This is a genomic window from Wolbachia endosymbiont of Drosophila aff. chauvacae BK-2020 (assembly GCF_032848195.1).
Lineage (GTDB): Bacteria > Pseudomonadota > Alphaproteobacteria > Rickettsiales > Anaplasmataceae > Wolbachia > Wolbachia pipientis.
The window spans coordinates 581,197-602,913 of the sequence record NZ_CP136586.1 but is presented as its reverse complement, the minus strand read 5'-3'; the positions used below and the strand labels follow the sequence as shown (position 1 = coordinate 602,913).

Here is a 21,717-nt window from a genome sequence, read left to right as displayed (position 1 = left end):
TCCAACTCATTCAGTGCTTTTGTTAACACTCTCGGAGCTACTAGAACCAGAACCTCGAGATTTACTCTTGTCTCCACCACTCAACTTCTTAGCAGCAGCACCAGCAACTCCAGCAACACCCCCAGCAGCAGCTTTGGCAGCAGATAAAGCTTTGCCCACTATTTGTCCAGGTGTCTGACCTGAGCCAAGTGCTGCTCTATGGTTACCAGCAAGTTCAGCAGCCATGCCAGGAAGAATGTTTAAAAAGTGGTAAAAGAGGAATAATACTAAACACAATTTTAATAATTCTCCGATGAGAGAGCTGCCAAACTCCATGTATGTAAAGTCGAATAGACCAAGTATGCTGCTCTTTTTAAAGCTATAATTTTGCATCATACATGCAAGAGTAGTTTCATTTTTATCACATTCCCCATCTTTCAATTTAAACCACTGTTTTTTCTTACTATATGAGATTTCTGCTTGTTTCTTTTCATATGACTTGTCCGGTTGTTCATTTTTATATGACTCGTCCAGTTCAAAATTTAAATTTTTAAAATAGATTTTATCACATGCTATGAACATAAAGGACAAAAACGCAAAAAGGATAACCGGGTATAAGCTATAGGTAATCAACTCTTTCACCCAGCCTTCAAAATATCCTTTGGTGTGTTGGAATAAAACCATAGGAATGAACAAAGGTGATAAAATGATGATTACACTTAAAGCAACTAGAGATAAAATAAATACATAGCACAGCCACAAAATAACCATCATCATCAGAACGGCCATAAATATACAGACAAGAGCTACTAAAATTTGTCCACCAGCAAAAATAATACCGATTACCGAACCTGCAACTAATAAGACAGGAGCAGCACCAAGCAAGACTGCTAACGTTGCAACACCTCCAGTACCAATTTTGCCACCAATTCCATCTAAAGGGGCACCTAAATAAAATAAAATTCTACAATCAAGCCTATCCCAAGGTGCAAGATAACTGTAAGATACCCTCTTTCCTGCACGAGTATATTCATAATCTGTACCTGCTTTATAATTACATATGCCTTTACTTTCAGATGATGCTTTTAGCACTATCTCTGACAAACCATTTGAGAGACGAGTTAATTCTCCATAATAATGAGACATGGTACTGCCTGTTGTGAAGTAAATCACTAAAGCGAATTTTATGATCAACATATACATTTCTTGAGGCCTCTGAACTCCACCAGACATGGCTTTTATAGAGAACAGTATTAAAGCTAAAACTAAAACAGCAGTTACAGTGTTTTTCAGCCTTTTCTGTGCTACAGATATAAAACTCTCACCATTTGGTGCACCTTTACCTGCAACTAAATTATCTAACGATTCCTTAATGCATTGCACTATCATAGAAGTTACGGGAATAGGAGCTAATGATTTACTCCCTGCCTGGTTATAACAAGCTTCAGAAACATACGAGCTAAAACAGCCAGCATTATCATAACCTACAAAAATTTTCCCCCCTTGTCCGTTGAGTCTTTTTTCTTTAGATCTGATAATAGTTTTATAGTCATCATTATTACCAATAGGAACTTTTTCCTCTCCTGTACCATCTTTATTTTTGAATATCATCACAGATTTTTCACACATAGGAGCAAGTGGGTCAGGTGGCAATTCCGTGCACCCCATATCAACCCCTTGCGGCCAAGGAGTCATTTCGATACCAAGCATGCTAACACTGGCTAACTCCACACATAATCTGCCCGTTTTTCTCACTGCTTTGAATGTAGCTCCATGTATGGGTTCGCTCTGTCCTGCTTTGAGAACTCTACATTCCAGACCACCATCAACCTTCGAGGACCATGACCCATCTACGTATCCAGTGTCTTTCTCCCTGACATCAAAGTCTATGTATCCAGGTTTTCCTCTGGAATTAAAGTCTACCTTATTAAAAAGATTACCAAAAGTTAAAGGGTTTCGATGACATACTTCTATATATTCACTGTATTGCACACCATTTTTTGGCCAGTAATAACTCTCTGTACTCTCCTGAACGTTAGAATTTAAGGCTTCTTTTTCTGCTCTTTTCCCGTCATAATCTTTTTTGTTCACGTCTTCCCGAGCTTTATTTTGCAAACAAGAAAAATATTCCTCTTCTGTTTGGTAATTTTCATTGGTGCAGCCACTATAACCTGTGTCTTCTAATTTAAAATTTTTGTATTTTCCATCATGATCACGTGCAACTGGGTGTTTAACAAAACTATGTTCACAAACAACAAGCCCTCCTATCGCTTTCCAGACTCCAACAATTGCAGCTATCATTCCAACAATAACAAGAGCGGTAAACAAACCAGCAGAAGAAACAATCAAAACAATGCCAGTAAATATTGCGCCAACAGCAATCGCTATTCCAGCAAGTGCTGCAGCTGTTTTAAACGCTCCACAATCAGGATTAGAGGCACGACTAAAACTGCCAGTGGAATTAAATCTGCTAACAAATTCTGTCTTGTCAGTACCACTTACTCCATCTGCAAGCACTGGATATGAGAGTAAAAAGTCTATATTTAGTAAAAATATCGCAATTAATAGCAATGACAGCTTAGTCTTAAACATTTTTTACCTTCTGATAAAATATAGGCAACCATACTTTTGGGTTGTCCCCAACTTCATTTAATATATCGTGTAACAATAGAACACTTTCTGCACGTCCGGATAATACGTTGATTATATCATCCAGGCCTTTTAAGTCTATTCTAGCTACTACAGCATTGACTCCTTGTTTCACCAAAAAGAATCTAGTACTCGGATCTGTGTGCTTAATTAATATATATTCACGTTCAGTTAACATAAAAACATCCCGATAGACACTAGTAGCTTTCAGATTTGGTAAAAAAATCTGTGTCGCTGTTTGTTGTACAAGCGTATCGCTAATAGTACTTTTACTTGCATCCTCAACACTCTGAGTAGCAAAAATCACAAAAGCATTTAGTTTTCTCAGTACCTTCAACCAGTCTTTTATCTTGGGTGCAAAAACTGGATTATCTATTAACGCCCATGCCTCATCAAGAACGATAATAGATGGAGTGCCATCAAGAGATATACTAATCCTATGAAATAAATAAATCAAGACCGGTCCAAGAGCAACAGGATCTTTGAGCAAGCTAGCCATCTCAAAACCAAATACTCTTGCTCGTGAAAAATCTAGCAAATCTTCTTTATTGTCAAATATTGCAGCATGAGAACCATTATCATGCCACATAGATATTGCCCCAGCTAGAGTATCAGGACCTGCAAGCCCTAAAAACGGTACGAGGTTTCTCAAGAATCTGTCTTCTTTTCTTAATTTAAAATTTCCTTCAATTGCATCATTAATTCGTGCAATATCTTCTGAAGTAAATTTATCATTATATACCGAAATTAAAGACTTTATCCACTCCATTAAAAATGTTCTATTATCAGAGGTATCATCAAGTTGTAAAGGATTAAAATTTGTTTTAGTTCTTGGTTCTATTACAGTATAGATACCACTAAGTGCTCTTAAGAAAATCTCTGCACCGCGATCTTTATCAAAAAAGAATATCCTTGGAGAAAACTTCATCGCTTGGGCACACAGGAAATTCATTAAAACAGTTTTACCAGCACCAGTTGGGCCAATTATCATAGTGTGTCCAACATCCCTTATATGAAAGTTGAAAAAAAATGGAGTACCAGATGTCGTGTCAAAAACTGTAACGGCATCTCCCCAGTGGTTATTGAATTTATTACCAGTAGGATAATTATGTTGAGATGCAAATCCAGCCAAATTAAGACTACTTATTGTAGCTTTTCTCACTATATAATCGAAATTACCAGGAATTTGCGCCCAAAATGCTGGTTCAAGGTTAACTCTCTCACGTATAGGGTAAACACCGCAATTAGAAAGCTCTGATTCTACCAACGACAGAGCGTTATCCAATGATTTAGGACTTTTTTCTATACATAAAATAGTCAGGTGATGTTGACCAAACGCAATCTTACCACTCATTGCGTCATCAAGCGCTTGAGAAATTTCTGCTATTTGAGAAATAGCTTTATCTGCAGACTGTATCATTCGATTTTGCTGTATCTGCATTTTTCCAATCGCCATTTGCCTGTTTATAAATTGAAAAGATTGCGTAATTATAAACTCGTAAGGAAGTTGTAAAAACGAATCAAGCATTCCTGCAGAAGTATGATTTCCATATTCTTTGATACTAATTATTCCAGCATATTTACTCTCATTATGAGTCACAACCTGTATCATCTTACGGCCAAAGAATAACCTATGTACTGGTAAGTACCTTGATATTTCAGTTCTTAGCGGAAAAAGCGTATTTGTAACGAATCCACAATTTACGATTCTAGATAGAAACTCCATTATTTCGCAGAACAAACCATCTGGAGTTTCTTTTACTCCAAGAATTTTAGGCGAATAATTTCTAAGGCTTGTCACTACACGATTTGTCGTTTCCTCTAAATCTTCATACGTGGCACGTATATCACTTTCCCAAGCATGTTTTGAAGTTACATGTCCGAATTTTTTTAGTAGATGTGACAAAAATTCTACTCCTTTTGTGTCCGCTCTACGGATAATCGTAATGTATAGGTCATTAATAAATGATTGCCTTGTTGCGTGTTTTTCTCTCCATTTTAGATTTACGTGATTAGCGAAAAAATTCGGCAAACCTTGACTTGCAAATTCATCAGAAAAAATATTTTTCTTACGTCTGATAGTATGAAAATACAAACTAAATGCCGGAGATGAAATGCTTCTTAGCACCTGATTCCTGATGTTGTTCTGTATGACTAAATCCTCGTCATCGGCAGTTTCAAATGCAAAACCACTTAATTTTATAACCTTAACCAACCAATTTTCTTTTGTCATCAAGGTTGTGCTATTCCAATAGCAAGAATAAGGAATAAATTCAGCAGCGTGAACTTCCCTGTTCAGAGTAGATTTATTCTTTGATTGAATAGCCCTAAACCTCAGCATCACACAACGTTAAGCAATATCATAAGAATTGGCTCCATGGTAAAAACGATTTAAACATTTCGAGCACTTTCCCAATTTTACCATAAATAATTCAATAAACAACGGTTCTTTTGCAGAAGCTATATAACCAAGTCCATGTATACCTGGTAACATTAAGAGAATCACTCTTAAATCATTTGAATTAATGAAAATTAGCATGCAAATCAGGACGTTTAATATTGCAAACATATAACTCACACCAAAGAGCATTGCAGGTCTTGTAAGACCTTTAAATAATTGATCTGTTTGTATACTACCTGTGGACATATCTTTAACCTTCTAATAATAGCTCTAACACTAATACTATATCATTATATTAAAAATCCATTGAAACTAGTAGCACTTTAAGTTAAGATACATTATTTAATCCCGATAATGACAAATTGGCCATTTCAAGAAGCAGAAAAAATATTGCAAGAGTTTCCTAATAAAAAAGAAATAATATTTGAAACTGGTTATGGACCCTCTGGTTTACCCCACATAGGAACCTTTGGAGAGGTTTTCCGCACTACAGTTATTGTAAATGCATTTAAAAAAATAGCTCCTGGTATAAAAACCAAAATCATTGCAGTTTCAGATGATATGGATAGTTTGCGAAAAATACCAGATAATGTGCCAAATCAAGAGATGCTAAGAGAGCACTTAAATAAACCATTGACTATGATACCTGATCCATTTGGCACTCATCAGAGTTATGGTCATCATATGAATTCATTGTTGTGTAAATTTCTTGATATGTTTGAATTTGAATACGAGTTCAGGAGTGCAACAGAGTGTTATAAATCTGGCGTTTACGATGAAAAACTTTTACTCTTACTGAAAAATTATGATAAAGTGATGGACGTAATGCTTCCATCATTTCGGGAAGAAAGACAGCAGACTTATAGTCCATTCTTGCCAATATGCCCAAAAACTTCTCAAGTTTTACAAGTTCCAGTAATTGAAACAAATACAGAGAAAGGAACAATCACATATGAAGACCCAAACGGGGAAAAAATAGAAGTTCCAGTGACAAAAGGAAAATGTAAACTGCAATGGAAACCTGATTGGGGAATGAGGTGGGCCGCATTTGGAGTAAATTACGAAGCTCACGGAAAAGATTTAACTCCATCTGCTGTGCTTTCAAGTCAAATATGTGAAATACTTGGAGAAAAGCCACCACTTCTGTTTTGCTACGAGCTTTTCCTTGATAAAGAAGGAAAGAAAATATCAAAATCAAAAGGAAATGGCATTTCAATTGAAGAGTGGCTAACTTACGCACCAACAGAGAGCTTAGCATTGTACATTTTTCAGAGTCCTAAAAAAGCTAAACGTTTATATTTTGATGTGATACCAAAATCAACTGATGAATATTTAGAATTTGTAAAGCGTTATCATGAGAACAAAGAAAAGGATATAAATAATCCTGCTTGGCACATTCACCAGGGCAATGTTCCCAGTATAGAAACTTCAGGCATAAATTTCTCACTACTTTTAAACCTAGCAGCAGCTTGTAATGCTGAAAACAAAGAGATCCTATGGGGTTTTATATCCTCTTATGCACCAAACGTTACACCAGAAAATAATAAAATGCTTGATAGACTTTCAGACTTTGCAGTAAAGTATTATCACGATTTTATCAAGCCAACAAAATCATATAAAACTCCAAATGAAAAAGAAAAAGCAGCGTTACTAGATTTGAAGGACACTTTACATTCTCTATCTACAACTGCTACTGCTGAAGAAATTCAATCTCAGGTATTTTCTATTGGAAAAAAATATGATTACACCAACTTACGTGACTGGTTTCAGCTATTATATGAAACGTTACTTGGCCAAAAAACCGGTCCAAGAATGGGATCTTTCATAAAGCTTTACGGAATAGGTAATACGATTTCTCTCATAGAAAGCGCTACTAAATGTATACTTTAGAGTTTACCTCCTTTCATTTGAGCTCTTTAGTTTTAATAAGAATTCCTTGACAAACTCCGCTAGCCCCCTTATCATGAAACTGAAGCTATTGTATTTGCTTTCGCCAATCTGCAGATTAAAAGGTAAGGATTACTTAATGTATCGGCGTCTTATATTCAATTTTTTGCAGTATATAGATACTGTATGTCTTTACAAAACTTCATCTACATCTAGATTTTTATCTAAATAAGCTGAACGCGCTTATAAAGCGTTACAAGACATCAAAAAATGCCAATACTCGACAGAGATAGTAAAAGACTAGCTAACTCGGGGATTCTTTGTCTTTTTTTCTGCTTAGTAAATTTCTTAAACGTTTGCAGCGTAAGTTAGTTGCAATTAAAAGCAGCTGAATTTCGCTTGTCAAGCGTTTAAAACATAAAAAACGCCAATATTTTAAAGCGGATAATAACCACGGGGCTTCTTTTGCCTTTTTTTTCATTTGGTAAATTTCTTAATGTTTGTGGCTGAACGACAACCGTCATCCCGCTACTTGTTAGCGGGATCTCTTGTTAGCGGCTGAGATACCGCGAATGAATCGCGGTATGACGGTTCGCGGCGGCATGAAGATAAGGTTTATACCTTGTCATCCCAGTGCTTGACACTGGGATCCAGCTTTCTTTATAAATTCACCAAAAGTGCTTCATTCTATAACGCAAAACCCATACTCACCAAATCCAATGCATTACTTGCAATTAAGTTTCCTGGATCCCAGTGTCTGGGCACTGGGATGACACCATCATAAAGGAATCAGTGTCAGCTACTTTCATGACACCATTCTTTTTCCTGGATCCAAGTAGTCGAGCTACTTGGATGACAGCTAGCCTGACAACCGTCATCCCGCTACCTGTTAGCGGGATCTATGCTAAGAGATACCGCGAATGAATCGCGGTATGACGGTGTAGACGATGGTTAAGTATCCCGCTGCTTGTTAGCGCCGCGGCGGTATGACGGTTCGTGGTGGTATGACGTAGAGTGCTTAGAAGCTGTTATTTTGCTATAAATGGCTGTAATGGCATCATCTATTTTATTGCTATCACAGCCTGTTTGTGCAAGTTCAGCATTCCCACCACAGTTCTTTTTAACTGCTATGGATATTAGTTCTTTTGCGCTAATCTTATTGATTAAGTCTTTACTTACTTTAATAATCAAGACTGTTTTATCTTTTTCTGTTGCCGTAAAAGCTATTACCGTTTTTGGTTTTTGTTGCTGCAAAACAAACTCTCTTATTACATTTGCTGGAATATCAGTGAAAGTGTGGCTTATAAAATTTATTCCATTTATTTCGGTGCTTTTTATATTCTCTGCACTCACAAGCTTTTTATATAGGTTTTTTATTTTGGTTTCGGATTTTTTGTGTTCTTGACTTAAAATACTTAATCTGCTTGTTATTTCACTCACTGGCGCTTTTACGAATTCTGCAACTTTTTTTAAGTTAATTTCATTATCACGTACATAATTGATTGCTTCCTGACCAGTTAAAGCTTCAATCCTCCTCACTCCAAAAGCAACAGAACTCTCTGTTACTATCTTAAACAAACCAATTTCTCCAGTATGTTCAACGTGTGTGCCACCACACAGTTCCCTTGAATCTCCAATCTTCACTACTCTTACTTGGTTGCCATATTTTTCACCGAATAACGCCATAGCTCCTTCGCCTATTGCCTGATTCATGCTTTGAATTTTTGTAGATGCGGAAAGATTTTCTCTGATTAGAGAGTTTACCATATCCTCTACCCAAAACAACTGATCTTGAGTCATTTGAGTGTTATGGCTGAAGTCGAATCTCAGTCTATCTGGTGCAACTAGGGAACCTTTTTGAGTGACATGATCACCTAGAATTTTTCTGAGTGTAAAGTGCAGAAGATGTGTAGCTGAATGATTTCTTCTTAAGGTTTGCCTTCTTTCCTTGTCAATGCTTGCTGCAACTGTGTTACCTTTACAAATTGAACCGAACTTAACTATGCATCTGTGCAAATATAGGTCATTAACCTTATTGGTATTCTCGACTATAATAATACTTCTATCAGATTTGATCAGACTGCCAGTATCTCCCACTTGTCCACCTGACTCGCCATAAAAAGGTGTTTTATCAAGTATAATGGTTATCTTTTCTCCCTCCTTTGCAGAATCAATTACTTCATTTTTAGAGGAAACTATAGCTAGTATTTTCGCATCACTTACTTCATTGAACTCATAACCAACAAATTTTGTTTTGCCAAATTTATTGATCAAATCAAACCATACTTGCTCAACAGATTTTTCACCAGATCCAGCCCATTTAGCACGTGCTCTCTCTTTTTGTTCTCCCATTGCATCATCAAAACCCTTCTGGTCAAAATTTATTTTTTTCTCTTTTAAAATATCAAGTGTAATATCCAAAGGAAATCCGTAGGTGTCATATAGCTTAAACGCTGATTCTCCAGGCAAAGTATCGCCCGATTTTAAATCTGTAGTGAATTTCTCCAGGAGATTGATACCTTTCATCAAAGTGTCTTTAAAGTTTTCTTCCTCTGATTTTAACGTCGTTTCTATTAAGCTTTTAGCTCTGACTAATTCAGCTCCCATATAAGCCGAACTCGTGCTATCTATCAACACTGGAAAAATACGATGGAGTAGGGAATCATTATATCCAAGCAGGTGAATATAACGTGTGGCTCTCCTAATTAATCTGCGTAATACGTAATTCCTGCCCTCATTTCCAGGAAGCACTCCTTCTGCGATGAGAAATGCAGCCGCGCGAAGATGATCTGCTATGATCTTATGCGCTATTTTATTTTCCGTTCTTCCACAGTACTCTTGTGATTTACTTATCAGAGCAGAAAATAGATCAATATCATAGTTATCATGGACGTTTTGCATAACAGCCGCTATTCTTTCAAGGCCCATTCCAGTATCGATGCATTTTTTTGGCAATTTGTGTAAATTACCTTCTTCATCTTTGTTAAACTCCATGAATACCAGATTCCAGATTTCAACAATTCTATCGCCCTCTTGTAAATTAGGACTCCCATGGTCATAAAAAATTTCAGAACATGGACCGCACGGACCAGTGCTTCCCATACTCCAAAAGTTATCATCCGTTGTAATTCTTATGATTTTATCACTTGAAAAGCCACTTATCTTACGCCAAATCTCGTACGCCTCATCATCAGTATGGTAGACGGTTATGGATAGTCTGTTTTTATCAAGAGATAACTCTTTAGTGATAAATTCCCACGCAAATTCTATCGCAGTTTCCTTAAAGTAATCACCGAAGCTAAAATTTCCGAGCATTTCAAAAAATGTGTGATGCCGAGTTGTATAGCCAACATTTTCCAGATCATTGTGTTTACCGCCTGCTCTTAGGCACTTTTGACTTGAGACAGCACGTTTCATTTCAGTTTTTTGAGCACCAGTAAAAATATTTTTAAACTGCACCATACCAGCATTTGTGAACATGAGCGTTGGGTCATGTTCTGGAATCAAAGGAGAAGAAGAAACCTGCTCGTGGTCATTATTTACAAAAAATTTTATAAATCTTCCTCTGATTTCGTTTAGCTTCATCGTTTTTATTGAGGTTATCTATAAATAATAAGTTGTAATGGAAATAAAATCAATACCACTCTCTAGATCTCAGAACTTCTAGTGACATGCACCTTGTGGTAAGAAAAAATCAATATATTCACGATAAATTTACCTCATATCTGTGTTTTATATGTGGAAATTGGAATGGAAATTTATGTAGGCAAAGAAAAAAGAATAGCAAATGTGGTGACTCAACACTGGAATGACATAAAAGGATCAGACAGAGATTGGCCAGAAAGGCATGAAATAGACACTGCAGAAATAATGGAATCATGGCAGCATTGTTTTGTCATTGAAGTCAAGGATCAAGGTTATATTTGTGAAAATGCAGGAGAAAAGGCTGTTGAATTCTATGGTTTTGAGAAAAAGACGCGCATTGATAATAAGTATGCAATTGATGCACCATTTTTGCGACTATATAAAATAGATGCAGTTATTGATAAACTTGATACTGTAATAGAGAGTAAATGCCCGATCAATGAAGAGGAAGAAAGTGAAAGTGTTAAAATGAGGCAAGTATTGTTGCCACTTGGGAATAAAGAAGGTATAACACACATATTGGGCGTAATTACTTTTAAACTCCTTTAATATACAATTTTAATTTGATTCTTTAATAAAATTATTTATACTAATGCTTAATTACTATTAAAGAACTCAATAGTAGTGCTTGTAAATTTATTTGGAATATGAAGAAAATAAAATTAAAAACCAAATCTTCTGTGAAAAAGCGCTTTCACCTTACAGCTAAGGGTAAAGTTATTTCTACTCAGTCAGGCAAAAGGCATGGCATGGTAAAGAGAAGTAAATCTAATATTCGTAATCAGCGCGGTACAACGATTCTTGGTAAATCTGACTCGCGTATAGTTAAGCTTCATATGCCTTACGGTATTTAACAAAATGGAGGTAAAATAAAATGGCTCGGGTAAAACGTGGAGTCACTACTCACGCTCGTCATAAAAAAATATTGAAACTGGCAAAGGGTTATAGAGGGCGTGCAAAAAGCTGTTATAGAATTGCATTACAAAGAGTTGAAAAAGCACTGCAATATGCTTACAGAGACAGAAGAACCCGTAAACGTGATTTCCGTAGCTTATGGATAATACGTATTAATGCAGCAGCAAGAGAGCATGGGCTTACTTATGGTAGGTTTATGCATGGTCTTACACTTGCCGGCATTGATTTAAATAGAAAAATTCTTGCTGAGATGGCAGTTAATTATAAGGATGATTTTGCCAAATTAGTAGAAACTGTAAGTGGTAAATTAGCGGAGAATTCTTAAAGCAAAAACACCATGAGAATTATTTTCATGGGATCACCAGGATTTGCTGTTAATTCTCTGAGCTTGTTACTGAAATCAAAGAGCGAAGTGGTGGCAGTATACACCAAGGCTCCAAAACCTTCGGGGCGTGGACAGAAGCCAACGAAATCTCCAGTACATGTTATCGCTGAAGAAAGTAACATAGAGGTATGTACTCCTATCTCTCTAAAGTTCTCGGCAGAGCAAGAAAAATTTAGAAATTTCAAGCCAGACGTTGCGGTTGTTGCCGCGTATGGATTGATACTTCCAAGAGAAATTTTGAATATTCCTAAATATGGTTGTATTAATATTCATCCTTCATTACTACCAAGGTGGCGTGGTGCAGCCCCGATACAGCACACAATTTTAGCAGGAGATCAAGAAACCGGGGTTAGCATTATGCAATTGGATGAAGGATTAGATTCCGGCACTATTTTAAAACAGGAAAAATTTCTTATCGAAAAGAACGATAATTACAAGACATTGCATGATAAATTATCTAAGCTAGGCAGTGATTTACTGCTGAAAGTGCTAAACGAAATTGAAAAACAGCTTCCCTTAAAACAGAACGATAACGATGCATGTTACGCTGACAAAGTGGAAGACTATAAAATTTATGCAAGTGATGCTTGTGAAGTTGCTTATAGAAAAGTTAAAGCGTTTTACCCAAAAGCATTCATTAAGATAGAAAATAAACGTATCAGGATACTTGATGCTGACTTTGAAGCTCTCGCTTCAGAACAAGGTAAGATTGTTAACGATAATATGCACATAAGTTTAAAAGGTGGCACTTTAATTCCTAAAGTTGTACAAATGGAAGGGAGAAATCCTTGCAGTATTGAAGATTTTATTCGTGGCTTGAAATCAAGCATGGTAAAAAAATTTATAGAATAGGCTGCTTTAAATTAGTGTAGAAATGTAATAGCTAAATTTCCTTTTCTTAGATATAATCTTAAAAAACTTTCCATATAAAAATGAAAATAAAAAGAGCTTTAATATCAGTATACGATAAAACGAATATAATTGATCTTGCATCGTTTTTAACGCAGCAACAAATAGAAATTCTTTCAACGGGCAATACTTATAAAGTGCTATCTAGTGCAGGAATAAAAACACAAGAGGTCTCAGATTACACACAATTTCCAGAGATACTGGGTGGTAGAGTAAAAACTTTACACCCTAAAATTCATGGAGGCATACTTTGCAATAGAGAAAAACACAAAACGGAAATACAAAATCTAGGTATTGAGCCAATAGAACTGCTTATAACTAACCTATACCCATTTTGGGAGACAGTAAGTAGCGGCTCAAATGAAGAGCAAATTATAGAACAAATTGATATCGGCGGAGTGGCGTTAATTAGAGCTGCAGCAAAAAACTTTCGTTTTACTTCAGTTATTTCTAGCATTCAAGACTATGAAGCACTGAAAGCTGAGATGATAGAAAATAACAATAAAACAACATTGGAATATAGAAAACACTTAGCAACCAAAGCATTTGCTCTCACTGCACACTACGATTCTAATATTCACAGTTGGTTTTTATCCCAGAGTAAAAATAATGAGTTACCAGAGTTTTTTGCTCTATACGGGCATAAAGTACAAGAACTCAGGTATGGTGAAAATCCCCATCAAAAAGCTGCATTTTATAGTAATCAATTTACAGAATATCCGTTGGAAAAACTACATGGAAAAGAGTTGAGTTATAATAATATAGTAGATATAGAATCCGCACTTAACATAACTTCTGAATTCGAAGAACCTGCAGCAGTGATAATCAAGCATAATAACCCATGTGGCGCTGCTATTGGTAATAATGCTTTGGAGGCATATGAAAAAGCTCTATCGTGCGATGAAGTAAGCAGTTTTGGTGGTATAGTTGCCTTAAACCGGGAGATAGATTTAAAGCTAGCAGAAAAATTAAACGAGATATTTTTGGAAGTAGTGATAGCACCATCGGTAAACAATGAGGCACTAAAAATTTTACAAAGAAAGAAAAATTTAAGAGTGATTATTCATAAATCTTTTCAACAAAATGTGAAATACCAAACTAAAAATGTTGTTGGTGGGTTTTTGGTGCAAGAAAATAATGACCACACAATAAAAGCAGAACAAGTAACAGAATGCACTGCAACAGACAAAGAAAAAAAAGATCTTATTTTTGCCTGGAAAATATGTAAGCATGTGAAATCCAACGCAATAGTTATAGCAAAAGATGGTTGTGCTATTGGCATCGGTGCAGGGCAAACAAGCAGAATAGATAGTGTGAACATTGCAGTGAAAAAAGCAGGTGAAAAATGTAAAGGTGCAGTGCTTGCTTCAGATGCATTTTTTCCATTCCCAGATAGCATAGTAGAAAGTGCAAAACATGAGATTACAGCTATAATTCAGCCCGGCGGCTCGCTGAAAGATCAAGATGTGATAAAAGCTGCAAATGAAAATAAAATTGCTATGTTTTTCACTGGCGTTCGCAGTTTTTTCCATTAGGCTTTGTGTCTTATCGTCATACCGCCACAAACCGTCATACCGCGATTCATTCGCGGTATCTCTCAACATAGATCCCGCTAGCGGGATGACAAATATACCGCCGCGGCGCTAACAAGAGATCCCGCTAACACGTAGCGGGATGAGGAGCTTATCGTGCTGCCACGAACCGTCATGCCTCTGCGAACCGTCATACCGCGATTCATTCGCGGTATCTCAGCCGCTAACAAGCAGCGGGATGACGGTTGTCGTTTAGCTATAAATGTTTAAGAAATTTACTAAATGAAAAAAAAGGCAAAAGAAGCCCTGAGGTTATTATCCGCTTTAAAATATTGGCGTTTTTTATGTTTTAAACGCTTGACAAGCGAGATTCAGCCGCTTTTAATTGCAACTAACCTACGCTGCAAATGTTTAAGAAATTTACTAAGCAGAAAAAAAGACAAAGAATCCCCGAGTTAGCTAGTCTTTTACTATCTCTGTCGAGTATTGGCATTTTTTGATGTCTTGTAACGCTTTATAAGCGCGTTCAGCTTATTTAGATAAAAATCTAGATGTAGATGAAGTTTTGTAAAGACATACAGTATCTATATACTGCAAAAAATTGAACATAAGACGCCGATACATTAAGTAATCCTTACCTTTTAATCTGCAGATTGGCGAAAGCAAATACAATAGCTTCAGTCTCATGATAAGAGGGCTGGCGGAGTTTGTCAAGTAAGTTTTTTTGTTTCTATGGGTCAGTTGGACTTAAAGTCTACACAAAAAACGTTTACAACCAACGTTCAACATGGTAAATTAAAAACGGTTTATTCCTCGGTAGCTCAGTGGTAGAGCAGTTGGCTGTTAACCAATTGGTCGCTGGTTCGAATCCGGCCCGGGGAGCTCCTCTCTGTGAAATTCTAGTGTTGATTTTATATGAACATTAAATCAGTGGTTTTATGTATACTAGATGGCTGGGGAAATGGAATAGAGAATAATAAATACAACGCTATCAGCAACGCAAATCCACCCTGTTGGCAATATATTAGCTCTCATTATCCAAAATGCAGTTTATCCGCCTGTGGAGCTGATGTGGGGTTACCTGGTGGTCAAATAGGTAACTCAGAAGTTGGCCATATGAATATTGGCAGTGGTAGAGTGGTAATACAAAGCCTTCAGCGCATTAATCAAGAGATTGGAACAATAGAAAACAATGTAAATCTACAAAGTTTTATTAATGATCTAAAAAGTAAGAACGGAGTATGCCATATAATGGGATTGGTGTCCGATGGTGGTGTTCATTCGCATCAAAAGCATATTTCAACTTTAGCAAATAAAATATCACAGCATGGAATAAAAGTGGTGATACATGCATTTTTAGATGGCAGAGACACATTGCCAAATTCAGGAAAAAAATGCATTCAAGAATTTACAAAGAGTATAAAGGGAAATGACACAAGAATTGCTACTGTTTCTGGGCGTTACTATGCTATGGACCGTGACAACAGGTGGAAGAGAACAATCGAAGCTTATGAGGCTATCGCATTTGCAAAGGCACCTTGTCATGATAATGCAGTATCGTTGATTGAGAATAACTATCAAAATAACATAACTGATGAGTTTATCAGGCCCGCAGTAATAGGTGATTATCAAGGTATAAAACCAGAAGATGGAGTGCTGTTGGCTAACTTTCGTGCTGATCGAATGATACAATTAGCAAGTATTTTGCTTGGCAAAACAGATTACGCTAAGGTAGCAAAATTCTCTTCAATTTTAAGTATGATGAAGTATAAAGAAGATCTCAAAATTCCTTATATTTTTCCTCCTACTTCTTTCGCTGATACTCTAGGACAAACAATAGAAGACAATAAATTACGACAATTACGTATCGCCGAAACCGAGAAATACGCTCATGTGACTTTCTTTTTCAATTGTGGAAAAGAAGAACCTTTCTCTGGTGAAGAAAGAATACTCATTCCCTCACCAAAAGTTCAAACTTACGATTTGCAGCCCGAAATGTCAGCCTTCGAGCTCACAGAAAAGCTTGTAGAAAAAATTCACTCCCAAGAATTCGCACTGATAGTTGTAAATTACGCTAATCCTGATATGGTAGGGCATACAGGTAATATAAAAGCAGCCGAGAAAGCTGTGCTAGCTGTAGATGATTGTCTTGCGAAAGTGCTGAATGCTGTTAAAAAGTCAAGCAACACCGCATTAATTGTTACTGCAGACCATGGTAACGTGGAATGTATGTTCGATGAAGAAAATAATACACCTCATACAGCACACACTCTAAATAAAGTGCCATTTATTGTGTCTTGCGATAATCTAAAACTAAGAGACGGAAGGTTATCTGACATTGCCCCTACTATTTTACAGCTACTTGGAATTAAAAAACCAAACGAAATGACAGGCAGTTCGTTGATTTCTTGCATTACCCTCTGTCATTCCAGCTAGGCAGCGTTATGCACCGGAATGACATCAAATAGATGTGTTTTAACTTAATCCAACTTTTAAATTTTTCGCTGTTAGTACTAATGATTCATTAAAGAAGCTGTCAATATCACCAATACTATCTATATTTTTTGTACTGATAGATTGGTCAATTCTTTTGACCAAATTAGATAAAACTTTATTAGGGCCAATTTCAACAAATTTGTTAATGCCACGGCTTGACATATACAAAACCATTTCTCTCCATTTCACTCTGCTTACAACTTGCTTGGCGAGTAAAGTTTTTATAACTTTGGGATCACTCTCCTCTTTAGCTGTAACATTTGATATCAAAGGAACTATAGGACGGGTTATTTTAATACCCTTCAAAAACTCCAAAACTTTTTCATCAGCAGGTTTCATAAGAGATGAATGAAAAGGCCCACTAACCTGTAATTTAATTAGTTTCCTCACACTCGAGTTTTTGAATAAATCGGGTAACATTTCAAGAGCTTCTCTAGTGCCACTTATAACCACTTGTCCGCCACCGTTATCGTTTGCAATTTCACAAATTCCGTCAATTTGAACTGATTTCAATATATCTTCCACTTCATTTATCTCTGCTCCAAGCAACGCAACCATTCCGCCTTTACATTTCAGTGAAGCTTCATGCATTGCTTCGCTGCGAACTTTCAGCAGCTTGATTGCAGACTCAAGCGTTAACGCTCCTGCAGCACACAGCGCTGTATATTCGCCAACTGAATGCCCACAAACATATTTAACATTGTGATCAGTGAAAAGAGATTTGCCAAACACATGCTCCATAACACGTAGCATTGCAATTGATACTGCCATTATAGCTGGCTGAGCGTTTTCTGTAATGGTTAATTCTTCAATAGGACCGTTGAAGATTAAATGAGACAGCTTTCCATCCAATATGCTATCTACTTCATTAAATACTTGTCTTGCAACAGAAAACTCACTATATAAGCTCTTTCCCATTCCTACAAACTGAGAGCCCTGACCGGGGAAAGCAAAAATCATGATAGTTATTATTTATTCCTTATTAAATATACTACTTTATTTATTTTTTGTCAATATTTTAGAATAATGATTGACTTAGTGAATTAAGTTCACTAGAATATTAGCTGACTAAAAGTTTATAAACAACAATGAATTATCATAAAATTATTATAGTTATGACAGACGGTCAAGAGTTTGAAACTCGTTCCACTTATGGAAAGGAGGGAGATAGGGTAAAACTTGATAGAGATCCTCTTACTCACCCTGCATGGACTGGAAGTTTGACAAGCGGGTTAGCAAGTAAAACTAGCAAATTAGCTAAGTTTAACGATAAATATGGAAGCATTTTCTAATTCTCCTCCTCTTTAAGTTTTAGAGAGTTTACTGAAGCATGCATAAATACAAAAATATAGGCTATGTTGCTTCTCCATCACCAAAATCGCAGGAAGTATCTAAACTATTAAAGAAACTTAATTTTATCAATATAACAGAAGAAAATAAGTCCGAAATCGATCTATTGATAGTTGTTGGCGGTGATGGCTTTATGCTACGCACTTTGCACAATTACGTCATAGAAAATAAAAACATGCATGTGTATGGGATAAACACTGGCAATGTTGGGTTTTTGATGAATAAATGCTTTAGCTGCAGTGAAGATTTAATTGATCATATAGAGCATGCAACTTCAACTCAGTTAACTTTGCTAAAAATGGAAGCAACAGACACAAGTGGCAAGAGATATCATTACATAGCAGTAAACGAAGTATACGTTTTTAGAAAAGCGAACCAAATAGTAGAGATGAATATTACTATTAATGATAAGCTAAAAGTAGAAAAATTTAGAGGGGACGGAGTAATATTATCTACCCCCACAGGCAGCACTGCATACAACTTCTCTGCCGGTGGCCCAATCTTGCCGCTAAATTCAAATTTACTTGCACTCACTTCTATCAATAGCTATTACCCAAGGCATTGGAATGGAGCGTTAATATCAAACGATACAATCGTACAAATTGACATTAACGACACAAAAAACCGTCCAGCACTTGTAGTATCAGATTACAAGGAGTTTCATAATATATCACAGATAAAAATACAAAAAGACCACGAAAACACAATAACTTTGCTTTTTGACAAAGATTACCCTCTGAATGAAAGAATCTTTGATAGACAATTTCTATACTAATAATTATCCATAAATTGGTATTTACTATATCTTAATAACTATAGCGTAATCAATGCAGCATAGTAATTAATTTTGGAGTGAATATGTCTGACCCAGTAAATAAAGAACAAACAGCAACATTAATTTCTTCCACATCAATAAGTGAAGATGGCAAGAGCACACTAGGAATTTTACCAACACCAGCACTTAGGACAAGTACTCCGAAAAAAAATGATGAAAATACAGCTTTAGAAGCTTTGTTAGAGGAAGAATTTAAAGAGAAAAAAAACAGCAATGCTAATTCAAGAGATCCGTTAACTCTTGAGACTCAAGTATCACCTCCTTCCCTAGAAGAAACAAAAGGTGAAGAAACTCATGTTGACGTGCCACAAAATTCAACTCTAAGCAGATCCCCTTCTCAAGAGACAGTATTTGATGATCCTGATGATCTTGATAAAACATTAACACGGTTAAGCAGAGAATCAAGTAACAAACTTAGCGTACCTTCAACTTCTCCACCATCATATAAGACAGATGACTCTGAAGAGTCTTTGTCACTAAATTCTGATGTAGGTGGCACAACAAATAAAAAAACAAACAGATTCTTGCCAAGAGCAAAGTATTCCATGCAGCAGAAGGGCTTTATAATTTTTACTGCAAGTGCTATTATACTCAGTATATCTGCAGCTTTATTATATTTACAAGATAAAGCAAAATTTATTGCATTTTTTACAAACAGCCCAAAATATATCACTATACCAGTTATCGCACTTGCTGCATTGCTTGCAATTGGTCCAATATTTTTTGCAACAAGGCAATTTATAGATACTGAAGAACATTCCATTCAAAAAAAAGATGCGGATAAAATTTTAGCTGAGGTGTTGGAGCACCAGCCAAAAGATAAAGCTATAAAATCTGTAAGACTGGAATATAGCAATGGCACTCATTCAAATTTTGTACTTAATGCTTGGGAAGCTAAACAAAGCTTCACTAACATTGACGAAAAAGTAATTACTAGAACTAATAAAATAAAATCAGTAATTAACGACAGACCAATATTTACTGCATTATTTACTGGTGTAGTTGCTGCAAATATAGCGTTTCCTCTAGGGCTACTTGCAACACATGGTGTTAATGGTGTACAAAAATTTTACCAAAACCCTTTGACTAATAACATAGGATTATCATTACTTATAGGTTCTGGTATACTTGCATTATCAATTATATGTCTTGGCGTGCATTATTATAGAAAAACAAATTGCACTAACCTTATATATTCTGAAGAAGAGATTGATCCTAAAGATGTTAATGGGAAATTCATTGAGGAAATAAAACGAGAAAGAACAAATGTTCTTGGGGAAAATCACAGTAAAGACGCTAAACGCAGCAGCTTAACGCTTGAGCAAGTTGTGGTTCAATCTCATAATTGTAAGGATATTGTTTATAGTGTCGGTTAATAAAATGCATGATATAGCTAGTGCAGCCCTACGTCATACCGCTGCAGACCGTCATACCGCGATTCATTCACGGTATCTCTAGATCCCGCTAACACGTAGCGGGATGACGATTGTCAGGGTAGCACCTCCCTCCCCTGTCATCCAAGTAGCTGACTGACCTTACCCAGAAAAAGTGGAGAGAAAGTTTGGAATGTTTTTCACAAAGAGAATGATGAATCAAAATGCTCAGGAATGCAATAGTTAATAGTGACGTTGTTTGTTATAAAAAATTTCTATATATTCAAATATAGCAGTTTTGATATGCTGTTTAGAGTGCCGAGAGGTGTCTATTGGTAACTCCCTTTTTAGAGAACTGAAGAAGCTTTCCACAACAGAATTGTCGTAACAACAACCTTTATAACTCATCTATGTTTTTTATGGATAAGAGATATTGATAACCTTGCGAAGTATATTGTGAACCTTGATCACTATGTAATAGTAGATTTTTGGCAGGTTTACGCTTGTTAACGGCCATTAATAAAGAGTCCATAACCAATTGTTTATTTATTGAACTGCTCATTAACTACCATGCGTGAATATAGATCGATTATTGTTGCCAAATATAGCCATCCTTCTTTGGTTTTTATATAAGTAATCCCATACTTTATTTGGTTGATCGACAATAAAGTTTTGGTCTAATATATTGGGAGCTACTGTCCGTTTGTTGTTTCTTAATTTTAAATTTTCTTCTCAATATAGCCTGAATACCATTTTTCTGCATAATACTTTGCACTGTTTTTAAGTTGCAACTTTTACCCAAAGCCTTCAATTCAGCATGAATTTTAGGAGCTCCATATCTACATTTAGAAACTTGATATATTTTTTGAATAGCTGCGAGTAGCTCTTTATTTGCTGATTCTCTACTGCTTATTTTTCTTGTGGTCCACTTATAGTAGCCACTAGCAGAAAATCCTACATAATTCCTGTACTTTATAGCAGTTACTATATAAAAAAATATTTTACTCTTTTTGACTGGCCAGGGCTTTTTTTTAAATGTCTCTTTCCCTTGTTACTCTTGCTAACTCTCTTTGTAAATCAAACCTCTCTTTGTCGTAAGGAGCCATGTTACCTCTACCTGGAAATGCATCTGCTGCCGACTTTTTTTCGTTGTGTTTCTTTATCCATTTTCCTAATAAACCACCCTTTATTCCTAAATCCTTTGCTATTTTTGTAATTGTTTGACCTGCCTTTCTTTGTTCATTTGCCAGTTTAACAGCTTCCAATTTGAATTCTGCCGTATATTCTCTTGCCATTTCTAATCCTCCAAAATTTTATTTTACCCGAAAAAACTCCTTTCTTTCTCTCCACTTTTTCTGGGT

Annotated in this window: 16 protein-coding genes, 1 tRNA gene and 1 pseudogene; 11 read left to right on the top strand and 7 right to left on the bottom strand. The window is 36.1% G+C overall.

Annotated elements, in window-relative coordinates; translation table 11 throughout:
* Positions 1-6: 6 nt before the first annotated feature.
* From R0F62_RS03195 to R0F62_RS03185, 3 genes are read right to left on the bottom strand one after another with little or no spacing between them, the layout of a single operon-like run.
* A complete protein-coding gene (locus R0F62_RS03195; protein ID WP_010082423.1) occupies positions 7-2,571 on the bottom strand; it encodes a TrbL/VirB6 family protein in 2,565 nt (854 codons plus the stop codon).
* Positions 2,564-4,969 carry a VirB4 family type IV secretion/conjugal transfer ATPase gene (locus R0F62_RS03190; protein WP_274979279.1) on the bottom strand — a complete coding sequence of 802 codons (2,406 nt, stop codon included), beginning with the start codon at positions 4,967-4,969 and terminating at the stop codon, positions 2,564-2,566. The genes R0F62_RS03195 and R0F62_RS03190 overlap by 8 nt, the downstream gene beginning before the upstream one ends.
* Before the next feature lie 9 nt (positions 4,970-4,978).
* Positions 4,979-5,275, bottom strand: coding sequence for a type IV secretion system protein VirB3 (locus R0F62_RS03185; RefSeq protein WP_007548615.1), 297 nt, complete (start codon positions 5,273-5,275; stop codon positions 4,979-4,981).
* Positions 5,276-5,383: 108 nt separating this feature from the next.
* Between R0F62_RS03185 and R0F62_RS03180 the strand changes: the two genes are divergently transcribed.
* Positions 5,384-6,919: a lysine--tRNA ligase gene (locus R0F62_RS03180; protein ID WP_274979278.1), complete on the top strand. Its 1,536-nt coding sequence runs from the start codon at positions 5,384-5,386 to the stop codon at positions 6,917-6,919.
* 731 nt (positions 6,920-7,650) lie between these two features.
* Here the strand turns inward: R0F62_RS03180 and R0F62_RS03170 are convergent.
* Complete coding sequence (locus tag R0F62_RS03170) at positions 7,651-7,794, bottom strand: hypothetical protein (protein WP_153801319.1); 144 nt, start codon at positions 7,792-7,794, stop codon at positions 7,651-7,653.
* Positions 7,795-7,867: 73 nt separating this feature from the next.
* Positions 7,868-10,501 carry an alanine--tRNA ligase gene (alaS, locus tag R0F62_RS03165; protein WP_274978913.1) on the bottom strand — a complete coding sequence of 878 codons (2,634 nt, stop codon included), beginning with the start codon at positions 10,499-10,501 and terminating at the stop codon, positions 7,868-7,870.
* 165 nt (positions 10,502-10,666) lie between these two features.
* On the opposite strand from alaS, the gene R0F62_RS03160 reads away from it, so the two are divergent.
* From R0F62_RS03160 to gpmI, 7 genes are all read left to right on the top strand, one after another.
* Positions 10,667-11,110, top strand: a complete 444-nt coding sequence (locus tag R0F62_RS03160) for a PAS domain-containing protein (RefSeq protein WP_010962890.1) — start codon at positions 10,667-10,669, stop codon at positions 11,108-11,110.
* Between the two features lie 98 nt (positions 11,111-11,208).
* Positions 11,209-11,415, top strand: coding sequence for a 50S ribosomal protein L35 (gene rpmI / locus R0F62_RS03155; RefSeq protein WP_007548610.1), 207 nt, complete (start codon positions 11,209-11,211; stop codon positions 11,413-11,415).
* A 20-nt stretch (positions 11,416-11,435) separates the two neighbouring features.
* Positions 11,436-11,801, top strand: a complete 366-nt coding sequence (gene rplT, locus R0F62_RS03150) for a 50S ribosomal protein L20 (protein WP_006279340.1) — start codon at positions 11,436-11,438, stop codon at positions 11,799-11,801.
* A 12-nt stretch (positions 11,802-11,813) separates the two neighbouring features.
* On the top strand, positions 11,814-12,713 hold the full coding sequence (gene fmt / locus R0F62_RS03145) for a methionyl-tRNA formyltransferase (protein WP_010962892.1): 900 nt from the start codon (positions 11,814-11,816) through the stop codon (positions 12,711-12,713).
* An 80-nt stretch (positions 12,714-12,793) separates the two neighbouring features.
* A complete protein-coding gene (gene purH, locus R0F62_RS03140) occupies positions 12,794-14,305 on the top strand; it encodes a bifunctional phosphoribosylaminoimidazolecarboxamide formyltransferase/IMP cyclohydrolase (RefSeq protein WP_010082407.1) in 1,512 nt (503 codons plus the stop codon).
* A gap of 807 nt (positions 14,306-15,112) precedes the next feature.
* A tRNA-Asn gene (locus R0F62_RS03135) sits at positions 15,113-15,184 on the top strand.
* A gap of 33 nt (positions 15,185-15,217) precedes the next feature.
* Complete coding sequence (gene gpmI, locus R0F62_RS03130) at positions 15,218-16,738, top strand: 2,3-bisphosphoglycerate-independent phosphoglycerate mutase (protein WP_274979304.1); 1,521 nt, start codon at positions 15,218-15,220, stop codon at positions 16,736-16,738.
* Positions 16,739-16,777: 39 nt separating this feature from the next.
* Here gpmI and fabD read toward each other — a convergent pair whose 3' ends face one another.
* On the bottom strand, positions 16,778-17,758 hold the full coding sequence (fabD, locus tag R0F62_RS03125) for an ACP S-malonyltransferase (RefSeq protein WP_038199165.1): 981 nt from the start codon (positions 17,756-17,758) through the stop codon (positions 16,778-16,780).
* A gap of 128 nt (positions 17,759-17,886) precedes the next feature.
* Here fabD and rpmE point away from each other — a divergent pair, with 128 nt between their 5' ends.
* The 3 genes from rpmE to R0F62_RS03110 all read left to right on the top strand — a co-directional run bounded on the left by rpmE (position 17,887) and on the right by R0F62_RS03110 (position 20,359).
* Positions 17,887-18,090: a 50S ribosomal protein L31 gene (rpmE, locus tag R0F62_RS03120; RefSeq protein ID WP_007548602.1), complete on the top strand. Its 204-nt coding sequence runs from the start codon at positions 17,887-17,889 to the stop codon at positions 18,088-18,090.
* Between the two features lie 38 nt (positions 18,091-18,128).
* Complete coding sequence (locus R0F62_RS03115) at positions 18,129-18,923, top strand: NAD kinase (RefSeq protein WP_070356930.1); 795 nt, start codon at positions 18,129-18,131, stop codon at positions 18,921-18,923.
* A gap of 83 nt (positions 18,924-19,006) precedes the next feature.
* Entirely contained in the window at positions 19,007-20,359 is a 1,353-nt protein-coding gene (locus R0F62_RS03110) for a hypothetical protein (protein ID WP_317051406.1), read from the top strand.
* A gap of 197 nt (positions 20,360-20,556) precedes the next feature.
* Here R0F62_RS03110 and R0F62_RS06775 read toward each other — a convergent pair.
* Positions 20,557-21,651, bottom strand: a pseudogene (locus R0F62_RS06775) (IS3 family transposase).
* Positions 21,652-21,717: the final 66 nt, after the last annotated feature.

What these genes read in the sequence shown, in the direction of transcription:
- R0F62_RS03195 (WP_010082423.1), bottom strand. Translation starts at nt 2,571, where the DNA reads ATGTTTAAGACTAAGCTGTCATTGCTATTAATTGCGATATTTTTACTA.
- R0F62_RS03190 (WP_274979279.1), bottom strand. Translation starts at nt 4,969, where the DNA reads ATGCTGAGGTTTAGGGCTATTCAATCAAAGAATAAATCTACTCTGAAC.
- R0F62_RS03185 (WP_007548615.1), bottom strand. Translation starts at nt 5,275, where the DNA reads ATGTCCACAGGTAGTATACAAACAGATCAATTATTTAAAGGTCTTACA.
- R0F62_RS03180 (WP_274979278.1), top strand. Translation starts at nt 5,384, where the DNA reads ATGACAAATTGGCCATTTCAAGAAGCAGAAAAAATATTGCAAGAGTTT.
- R0F62_RS03170 (WP_153801319.1), bottom strand. Translation starts at nt 7,794, where the DNA reads ATGACGGTTGTCAGGCTAGCTGTCATCCAAGTAGCTCGACTACTTGGA.
- alaS (WP_274978913.1), bottom strand. Translation starts at nt 10,501, where the DNA reads ATGAAGCTAAACGAAATCAGAGGAAGATTTATAAAATTTTTTGTAAAT.
- R0F62_RS03160 (WP_010962890.1), top strand. Translation starts at nt 10,667, where the DNA reads ATGGAAATTTATGTAGGCAAAGAAAAAAGAATAGCAAATGTGGTGACT.
- rpmI (WP_007548610.1), top strand. Translation starts at nt 11,209, where the DNA reads ATGAAGAAAATAAAATTAAAAACCAAATCTTCTGTGAAAAAGCGCTTT.
- rplT (WP_006279340.1), top strand. Translation starts at nt 11,436, where the DNA reads ATGGCTCGGGTAAAACGTGGAGTCACTACTCACGCTCGTCATAAAAAA.
- fmt (WP_010962892.1), top strand. Translation starts at nt 11,814, where the DNA reads ATGAGAATTATTTTCATGGGATCACCAGGATTTGCTGTTAATTCTCTG.
- purH (WP_010082407.1), top strand. Translation starts at nt 12,794, where the DNA reads ATGAAAATAAAAAGAGCTTTAATATCAGTATACGATAAAACGAATATA.
- gpmI (WP_274979304.1), top strand. Translation starts at nt 15,218, where the DNA reads ATGAACATTAAATCAGTGGTTTTATGTATACTAGATGGCTGGGGAAAT.
- fabD (WP_038199165.1), bottom strand. Translation starts at nt 17,758, where the DNA reads ATGATTTTTGCTTTCCCCGGTCAGGGCTCTCAGTTTGTAGGAATGGGA.
- rpmE (WP_007548602.1), top strand. Translation starts at nt 17,887, where the DNA reads ATGAATTATCATAAAATTATTATAGTTATGACAGACGGTCAAGAGTTT.
- R0F62_RS03115 (WP_070356930.1), top strand. Translation starts at nt 18,129, where the DNA reads ATGCATAAATACAAAAATATAGGCTATGTTGCTTCTCCATCACCAAAA.
- R0F62_RS03110 (WP_317051406.1), top strand. Translation starts at nt 19,007, where the DNA reads ATGTCTGACCCAGTAAATAAAGAACAAACAGCAACATTAATTTCTTCC.